At 74.6% G+C, this 8833-nt stretch carries 5 protein-coding genes; 3 read left to right on the top strand and 2 right to left on the bottom strand.

What is annotated here, in order from left to right; translation table 11 throughout:
• A partial coding sequence (locus AB0B72_RS29180) for an arabinofuranosidase catalytic domain-containing protein (protein ID WP_367742323.1) occupies positions 1 to 105 on the top strand: 105 nt, incomplete at its 5' end.
• 233 nt (positions 106 to 338) lie between these two features.
• Complete coding sequence (gene hrpB, locus AB0B72_RS29175; RefSeq protein WP_367742321.1) at positions 339 to 2840, top strand: ATP-dependent helicase HrpB; 2502 nt, start codon at positions 339 to 341, stop codon at positions 2838 to 2840.
• Between the two features lie 85 nt (positions 2841 to 2925).
• On the opposite strand, the gene AB0B72_RS29170 is transcribed toward hrpB, so the two are convergent.
• Complete coding sequence (locus AB0B72_RS29170) at positions 2926 to 3369, bottom strand: MarR family winged helix-turn-helix transcriptional regulator (RefSeq protein WP_367742319.1); 444 nt, start codon at positions 3367 to 3369, stop codon at positions 2926 to 2928.
• Positions 3359 to 3982 carry a type 1 glutamine amidotransferase family protein gene (locus tag AB0B72_RS29165; RefSeq protein WP_367742318.1) on the bottom strand — a complete coding sequence of 208 codons (624 nt, stop codon included), beginning with the start codon at positions 3980 to 3982 and terminating at the stop codon, positions 3359 to 3361. The genes AB0B72_RS29170 and AB0B72_RS29165 overlap by 11 nt, the downstream gene beginning before the upstream one ends.
• A 212-nt stretch (positions 3983 to 4194) precedes the next feature.
• Here AB0B72_RS29165 and AB0B72_RS29160 point away from each other — a divergent pair, with 212 nt between their 5' ends.
• Positions 4195 to 8790, top strand: coding sequence for an amino acid adenylation domain-containing protein (locus tag AB0B72_RS29160; RefSeq protein ID WP_367742317.1), 4596 nt, complete (start codon positions 4195 to 4197; stop codon positions 8788 to 8790).
• Positions 8791 to 8833: the final 43 nt, after the last annotated feature.

Below are 8833 nucleotides of genomic sequence, written 5' to 3'. Positions count from 1 at the left end.
AGCGGCGCCGGCACCTTCTACGAAGGCGTCCTGACCACCGGCTACCCGACCGACGCCACCGAAGCCCTGGTCCAGGCCAACATCACCGCCGCCGGCTACCAGTGAGTCGGCGCGAGTAGACCACCGCAGGGGTGGCGGCGCCCCGCCGCCGCACACAACCGACGATCGGAAGGCCAGGCCCCCCCGAGTGTCCGGTCCGGCCTTCCGAGGTGGTCCTTCGTCATGGGGCCACCAGGGTGGAACCTGTGCGCCCGGCCCGGCCGGTAGCGTTCATCCGTGATTGTCGTGCGGACCGCCGCTGCCGGCCATCCCGCACCGGCGGGAGCCGGGGACGCCTCATGACCGTGGACGACGCGCGGGCGGGCGATCTTCCCATCCGTCATGCCCTGCCGGAGTTGCGGGCGGCTCTGGAGAGCGACGGCGCCGCCGTCCTCACCGCGCCGCCCGGAACGGGCAAGACGACCCTCGTCCCGCTCGTCCTGGCCGGGCTCGACTCCGGCGCTCCCTGGGAGCGCGTGATCGTGGCCGAGCCCCGGAGGATCGCGACCCGTGCGGCGGCACGGCGCATGGCCTGGCTGCTGCGTTCCGAGGTCGGCGAGGAGGTCGGCTTCACCGTGCGCGGCGAGCACCGGCAGGGGCGGCACGTGCAGGTCATGACGACCGGCGTGCTCCTCCAGCGGCTCCAGCACGACCCGGAGCTGGACGGGGTCGGCGCCGTGCTGCTCGACGAGTGCCACGAACGGCACCTGGACGCCGACACCGCGCTGGCGTTCCTGCTCGACGTGCGGGCCACCCTACGGCCGGACCTGCGGCTCGTCGCTACCTCGGCCACCGCCGACGCCGCCCCCTGGGCCCGGCTTCTCGGGGACGCGCCGGTCGTGCACGCCTCCGGCACGACGCATCCGGTGGAGGTCGTCTGGGCGCCGCCCGCCAGGCCCGTCGCCCCACCCCACGGGATGCGCGTCGACCCGGCCCTGCTCACCCATGTCGCCGGTGTCGTACGGCGCGCCCTGGCCGAACGGGCCGGTGACGTGCTGTGCTTCCTGCCCGGGGTCGGTGAGATCGGCAGGGTGGCGGCGGCGCTCGGTGAGCAACCCGAGATCGACGTGCTACGGGTCCACGGCCGGGCCGAGAGGCTGGACGAGGTGCTGTCGCGGGGCCCCCGCCGGCGGGTGATCCTCGCGACCTCGGTGGCCGAGTCGAGCCTGACCGTCCCCGGGGTCCGGGTGGTGGTCGACGCAGGGCTGGCGCGCGAGCCGCGCACCGACCACGGCAGGGGGCTCGGCTCACTCACCACCGTGCGGGTGTCCAAGGCGTCGTCCGGCCAGCGAGCCGGACGCGCCGGGCGTGAGGCTCCCGGCACCGTCTATCGATGCTGGTCGCAGGCCGAGCACGGCCGCCTCCCCGACCACGCCCAGCCGGAGATCGCGCTCGCCGATCTGACCGGGTTCGCGCTGCAGGCCGCCTGCTGGGGGACGCCCGACGCCTCCGCGCTCGCGCTGCTCGACCCGCCGCCCGCCGCGTCCATGGCCGTGGCCGGCCGTACGCTCCACGCGCTCGGAGCGCTGGAGGACGGACGCGTCACCGGGCGCGGGCGGCGGATGGCGGCGATCGGCGTCCATCCCCGGCTGGCGCGTGCGCTGCTCGACGGCCCCTCGGCGGCCGCCGAGGTGGTGGCCCTGCTGTCGGAGGACCTGCCCCGGTCGGCGCCGGACGACCTGGTGGCGGTGTGGCGGGAGGCGCGGCGAAGCGGGTCGCGCGACTGGCGGCGCGAGACCCGGCGCCTGGCGCAGGCCGTGCCGGACGGCCGCCCCGGCTCCGGCTCAGGCACCGGGACCGGCACTGGGACCGGCATCGGGACCGGCATCGGGACCGGCGCTGCCGTGCGGGGTGGCGGGAGCGATGACGCGGTGGCCGGGCTGGTCGTGGCGCTCGCCTACCCCGAGCGGGTGGCGCGCCGCCGCGGCGGCGGCTACCTGATGGTGTCCGGGACGGCCGCGACGCTGCCTCCCGATTCCCGTCTGGCCTCGGCGGAGTGGCTGGCGATCGCGGTGGCCGACCGCCCGGCCGGAGCGGCCTCCGCCCGGATACGGCAGGCCGTCGCCATCGACCAGGACGTCGCGGTGGAGGCCGCGGGGCCGTTCCACCGGGTCGAGGACGAGATCCGCTGGGACGGCGACGTCGTGGCCCGGCGGGTGGAGCGCCTGGGCGCGGTGGAGCTGTCCTCGGCTCCGCTCCGCGACGCGGACGTACGGGCGGCGATCCTGGACGGGCTGCGCCGTGAAGGACTGTCGCTGCTGCGCTGGACGCCGGAGGCCGTGGCCGTACGCGAGCGCATGGCGTTCTGCCGCCGGACGCTGGGCGAGCCGTGGCCGGACGTGTCCGACGAAGGGCTGATCGGCGCCGCCGAGACGTGGCTGGATCTGCCGCGCCTGCGCCGCCGCGCCGACCTGGAAAGGGTGGACGTCGCCGCCGCGCTCAAGCGGCTGCTGCCGTGGCAGCTCAGGCTGGACGAGACCGCCCCCGAACGCGTCACCGTGCCGACCGGCTCGCGCATCCGGGTCGACTACTCGGGCGACCAGCCGGTGCTGGCCGCCAAGCTGCAGGAGCTGTTCGGCTGGGACGCCGCGCCCCGGATCGCCGGGGTGCCGCTGGTGATCCACCTGCTGTCGCCCGCGGGCAGGCCGGCGGCCGTGACCGCCGACCTGGCCTCGTTCTGGCGGGAGGGCTACCGCATGGTCCGCGCCGAGCTGCGTGGCCGCTACCCGAAGCATCCCTGGCCGGAGGACCCTCTCGCCGCCTCCCCCACTCGCGGGACCACCCGCCGCAGGCCCGGCTGACACCCCCGGCCGCACTCACGCGCCGCCTCCGGGGGCCGGCCGCCGGCGCGGCCCTCGGCATCGGAGCACCTGGAGGTCAGCCGGCTCATCGCCGGCTCTCGACCAGCTCGATCAGGCGGTTCACCGTCGCCAGAGTGGCGCGCAGCTCGTCGGCGCCGGCCTTGGCCGAGATCTCGTCCGCCCAGGCGTGCTGGGCCTCCCGCAGCCGCGCCACCGCCGCGTAGCCCTCCTCTGTCGGCCGTACGAGCTTCGCCCGCCGATGCGCCGGGTTCGGCGCGTACTCCGCCAGGCCCTCGCCGACCAGCAGGTCCGCTATGCGCTGCACGCTCTGCCGGGTGAGGCCCATCTCGCGGGCGATGCCGGAGACCGGCAGCGGCCGGCGCAGCACCGCGCCGAGCACCTGCCACCACGCCGCCGTCAGGCCGGCGGGCTTCGCCAGGTCCTGCGCCACCGCGAGGAAACCGCCGTGGAGCCGGAAGACGCGCAGGACCAGCTCGGTCAGGACGTCCCCCGCCTCGCTACGCGGCACTTGCCTTCGCCAGCTTGAAGTAGAGCTTCGGGTCGCCCGTGCGGTGGAAGCCGTACCACGCGTCGAGCGCCTCGGGGGTGTACAGGTCCAGCTCGGCGAAGATCTCACGGGCGAACTCCAGCGGGCCGGTCGCCCCCGCGGTGATCAGCTTGCGGTCCGTCACCGCGGGCTCGTCCCGGTACCGGTGGGCGCCGGTGTAGGCCTTGGCCTTGGCCAGGGAGCTCAGCGCGTTGCTGGTGTGGTCCCGGTCGTTGAGCAGCCCTTCACGGGCGAGCGCGTAGGTGGCGCCGCAGATCGCGGCCACCGGCACATCGGCCTCCAGGAACCGCCGCGCGGCCTGGGCGAACACCGCGTTGCCGCGCTGCCATCCCCCTGCGCCCGGCATGATCAGCATGGCGCTGTCCGCCGGGTCCAGCTCGTCCGCCGTCAGGTCCGGCGTGATCCGCAGACCGCCGAGGGTGGTGATCGGCTCCGGCGTCCTCGCGACCGTGCGGACCCGGTAGCGGCCGGGCCGGCGCTGGAACTTCGGGTTGTTGATGTGCGCGACCGCGTGGCCGAACTCCCAGTCGGCCAGCGTCTCGTAGACGGCGAGGTGCACTGTCTTCTCAGCCATGGCACCAGTTTCGCATCGCCCGCCGCATCATGACAGCATTCTGTCAATATGCGGCCCGGTCGCCACGGCGTGCCCCGGGAGGCCGTGGAGGACCCGGCCGAGGGCGGCGGCCGTAACCAGGGGCTAACTCCTCACTTCTACCGTGCTGGCGCACCAGGGTGCGCCCTCGCGCACCCCGGTCCTTCGAGTCCGAGACAGGGATGGGAGCAATCGTGACCACGGTGCCTGCCCAGGAGGAGTCGGTCGACCGGGTCGCCGAGGCGGCCGTACGGACTCCAGACGCCGTCGCGTTGCGCGACGGCGACCGGCGACTCACGTTCGCCGAACTCGACAACCGGGCCGACCGGGCCGCCCGCAGGCTGGCCGCGCTCGGCGTCACACCGGACAGCCGCGTCGCGGTCCTCCTCGAGCGGTCGGCCGACCACGCCGTGGCGGTGCTGGCCGCGCTGAGGACGGGCGCCGCCACCGCGCTGCTCGACCCGGCCGACGCGCCCGAGACGACCGCCCGCAAGCTCAGCAGCAGCTCGGCGCGGACCGTCGTCACCCGGGCGGGTCTCGCCGGGATGCTGCCCCCCGGCGTCGCCACGCTCCTCATGGACGAGGACGGTCCCGAGGCGGACCTGCGGCCCGCCCGGGGATGCCTCCTGCTGTTCACGGCAGGCTCGACCGGCGAGCCCACGCCCGTGCTGGGCACCGGCACGGCGCTCGAAGCGATGATCGACGGCGTACGGCAGGCGTACGGCGTCACCGCCGAGGACCGGGCCGCGTGGCTGGCCGCCGCCGGGTCGGCGGCCGGGCCGGCGCAGTGGCTGCCGTTCCTCGCCGCCGGCGCCGAGGTCGTCGTCGCGGGCCCGGCCGCCGAGGCGTCACCCGGCCGCCTGCGGGACTGGCTGCTCGCCGCCAAGGTCACCCACGCCGGCATCGACGCCGAACGGGCCGAACGGCTGGTGGCGCTGCGCTGGCCCGCCTCCGCGGCGCTGCGGACGCTGGCCGTGCACGGCAGGCTCCGCCGTACGGCCGAGGCGCCGTTCCGCGTGGTCACGGCGTACGGGTCGGCCGAGACGACCGGGCCGGTCCTGATCGGCGGCGAACCCGTCCCGGGGGCCCGCCTCCACGTCCTCGGCGAGGACATGCGGCCGGCCGAGGTCGGCGAACTCCACGTCGCCGGCCCGGTGGTGGCCACCGCGTACGTGGGCGACCCGGTGCGCACCGCCGAGGCGTTCGTGCGGCACTCGCTGCCCGGCGAGCCCGCGCGCCTGCTCCACCGCACCGGCGACCTCGCGCGCCGGGCCGCCGACGGCACCGTCGAGGTGCTCGGACGCCTGGCCGACCGGCCGCTCGACCACCCGGAGCTGGAGGCGGACGTGCTCCGGCAGCCCGGCGTGCGGGAGGTCGCGGTCGCCGGCGGCACCTGCTTCGTGGTGGCGCAGGAGGCGCCCCGGGTGCCCGCGGGGGTGCCGGTCGTGGAGCTGGCCGAGCTGCCGAGGCTGGCCGACGGCAGGCCGGACCGGCGCGCTCTGCTGGCTCTCGCGCCGCGGCCGAAGCAGACCGGGATCGTCGCCCGCCCCGAGGACGCGCACCTGCCGTTCCCCCTGACCGACACGCAGCAGGCGTACTGGATCGGCCGCAGCGACGCCGTCGAGTTCGGCAACGTCGGCTGCCACGGCTACTGGGAATGGGAGAGCACCGGCCTCGACGTCGAGCGGTTCCGCCGGGCCTGGGCCGCCGTTGTGCGCAGGCACGAGATGCTCCGGGCCGTCATCCTCCCCGACGGCACGCAGCGCGTGCTGACCGACGTGCCCGAGTACGAGATCCCCGTGCTCGACCTGCGCTCCGAGGAGCCGGAGGCCGCCGAGGCCAGGGCCGCGGAGCTGCGCGACGAGCTCTCGCACCGGGTCCTGCCCGCCGACCGGTGGCCGCTGTGGGACGTGCGGCTGACCCTGTTGCCGGGCGGCAGGGTCCGCCTGCACCTCGGCCTGGACCTGCTGATCATCGACGCGTGGAGCTACTTCCACATCCTCGTTCCCGACCTGGTCACCGCCTACGACGCCGACTCGCCGGACGCCCTCCAGCCGCTCGACGTGACGTTCCGGGACTACGTGCTGGCGACGTCCGGCGAGGTCCTGGACGCCTCCGAGGACTACCAGCGCTCCAAGGCGTACTGGCTCAAGCGGCTGGACGCGGGCCTGCCCGCCGCGCCGGACCTGCCGAGGGCCCCGGCAGGCACACCGTCCACCGGGCGGTTCACCCGCCGCCAGCACCAGCTGCCGGTGGAGGACTGGTCCCGCCTGCAGGCTCGCGGCAAGGCGGCGTCGCTGACGCCGTCGGGCATCGTGGTCGCCGTCTTCGCCGAGGTGCTGCGCACCTGGAGCCGGAGCGACCAGTTCACCATCAACTTCCCGCTGTTCAACCGGCTCCCGCTGCACCCGTCGATCAACGACCTGATCGGCGACTTCACCACCACCTCGCTGCTGGCGGTGGAGAAGACCGACGGCACGTTCGAGGATCGGGCCAAGTCGATCCAGGCGCAGCTGTGGACCGACCTGGAGCACCGCCACTTCGGTGGCGTGCGGGTCATGCGTGAGCTGGCCAGGCGCAGTGGCGGCGTGGTGCGGGCCGCGTTCCCCGTGGTGGTGACCAGCCTGCTGGGCCAGCCCGCACGGCACTTCACCACCTCGCTGGGCACCGCCGTCCACACCAGCACCCAGACACCGCAGGTCACCATCGACTTCCAGGTGTCGGAGGTCGAGGGCCGGCTCGAGTTCAGCTGGGACACCCTGGACGAGGTGTTCCCGCCCGGCATGGTCGAGGACATGTTCGGCTCCTACTGCCGGCTGCTCGAACGGCTGGCGGCCGACCCGTCCGCGTGGCACGAGGAGTGGTTCAACCTGGTGCCCCGGCACCAGCTCGACCAGCGCGAGCAGGCCAACCGGACGGCGGTCGAGATGCCGGAGCTGCTGCTCCACACGTCCGTGGCGCGGCACGCCGCCACGCGGCCGGACGCCGTCGCCGTGGTGTCGGGCGACCGCAGGCTGACGTACGCCGAGCTGGACCGCCGCGTCAACCAGGTCGGCCGGGTGCTGCGCGAGGCCGGAGCGCGGCCCAACCGGCTCGTCGCCGTCGTGATGGAGAAGGGCTGGGAGCAGATCGTCGCGGCCCACGGCGTGCTCGCCTCCGGCGCGGCGTACCTGCCGATCGACCCCTCGGTGCCGGCGGGCAGACTGCACGCCCTGCTGGACGACGGCCAGGTCGAGCTGGTGCTCACGCAGAGCCGTGTGGACTCCCGCCTGGACTGGCCGGTGGGGCCGCGCCGGTTCCTCGTCGACCGCGACTTCGACACCGCCGACGGCTCGCCGCTCGAGCCCGTGCAGCAGCCGGCCGACCTGGCGTACGTCATCTACACGTCCGGCTCGACGGGCAAGCCGAAGGGCGTGATGGTCGACCACCGCGGCGCCGCCAACACGATCCTCGACATCAACAGGCGCTTCGGCGTCGGCCCCGGCGACAGATGCATCGCCGTGTCGGGCCTGCACTTCGACCTGTCGGTCTACGACACGTTCGGCATCGTGGAGGCGGGCGGCGCCGTCGTGATGCCCGAGCCGTACGACGTGCCCGACCCGGCCGCGTGGGCGGCGCTGGTGCGCGACGAGCGCGTGACGTTCTGGAACTCGGTGCCCGCGCTGATCGAGGTGCTGGTGAACCACTTGGAGGGCCTCCCCGACGCCGGGGACGTGCTCGCGCCGCTCCGGCTGGCGGTGCTGGCGGGCGACTGGATCCCCGTTACCCTGCCGGACCGCCTGCGGGCGCTGGCGCGCGACGTGCGCGTCATCGGTTCCGGCGGGCCGACCGAGACATGCGTCTGGTCGGTGATCTACCCGATCGAGGAGGTGGACCCGGACTGGGCGAGCATCCCGTACGGCAAGCCCATGAGCAACCAGCGCTACCACGTGCTGGACGACAAGCTGCGGCCGCGGCCGGTGTGGGTGCCGGGGCAGATCCACATCGGCAGCCCGGTCGGGCTCGCGCACGGGTACTGGCGCGACGAGGAGCGCACGGCGGCGAAGTTCTTCCCGCTGCCGGGCACGGGCGAGCGGGTGTACGCGTCGGGCGACATGGGCCGGTACCTGCCGGACGGCAACATCGAGATCCTCGGCCGCGAGGACTTCCAGGTGAAGATCCAGGGCTACCGGATCGAGCTGGGCGAGATCGAGGCGGCGCTGGCCGACCACCCCGCGGTGGACCGCGCGGTCGTGGTCGCCGCCGGCGCCACCCGGCACTCGCGCCGGCTGGTCGCGTTCATCACGACGGTGGCGGGCGAGGCTCCCGACATCGCGGAGGTCCAGCGGTTCGCCGCGGAGACCCTGCCCTCCTACATGGTGCCCGGGACGGTCGTGCCGCTGGACGCGATGCCGTTGACGGGCAACGGGAAGGTCGACCGCCTGACGCTGACCGCGATGGCGGAGGACGCGGGCAGCACCAAGACCACCGAGTTCGTGCCTCCCCAGTCGGCGCTGGAGCAGGCCGTGGCGTGGTTGTGGAGCGACCTGCTGCAGGTCGAGCAGGTGGGCCTGGACGACCACTTCTTCCAGCTCGGCGGTGACTCGGTGAAGGCCACCGCGCTCGTCGGCCGCGTACGCGAGCTGTTCGGCGCCGAGCTGGGACTGCGGACCGTCTTCGCCGAGCCGACGCTGTCGCAGATCTGCGAGGCGCTGGCGAACGACCCGGTGACCGGCGAGCAGACGCTGGCCATCGCGGAGGCCATGCAGGGCCTCACGGAGGACGACCTGGCCGCCCTGGCCGAGCAGTAGCGAAGCCCTCTCCCCCCAGGCCCCCACGCCTCCCACCGGCGTG

It is taken from the genome of Microbispora sp. NPDC049125 (assembly GCF_040802045.1).
Taxonomy (GTDB): Bacteria; Actinomycetota; Actinomycetes; order Streptosporangiales; family Streptosporangiaceae; genus Microbispora.
The sequence above is the reverse complement of the archived record's forward strand: the minus strand, read 5'-3'. Positions and strand labels throughout refer to the sequence as shown.

What these genes read in the sequence shown, in the direction of transcription:
- hrpB (WP_367742321.1), top strand. Translation starts at nt 339, where the DNA reads ATGACCGTGGACGACGCGCGGGCGGGCGATCTTCCCATCCGTCATGCC.
- AB0B72_RS29165 (WP_367742318.1), bottom strand. Translation starts at nt 3,982, where the DNA reads ATGGCTGAGAAGACAGTGCACCTCGCCGTCTACGAGACGCTGGCCGAC.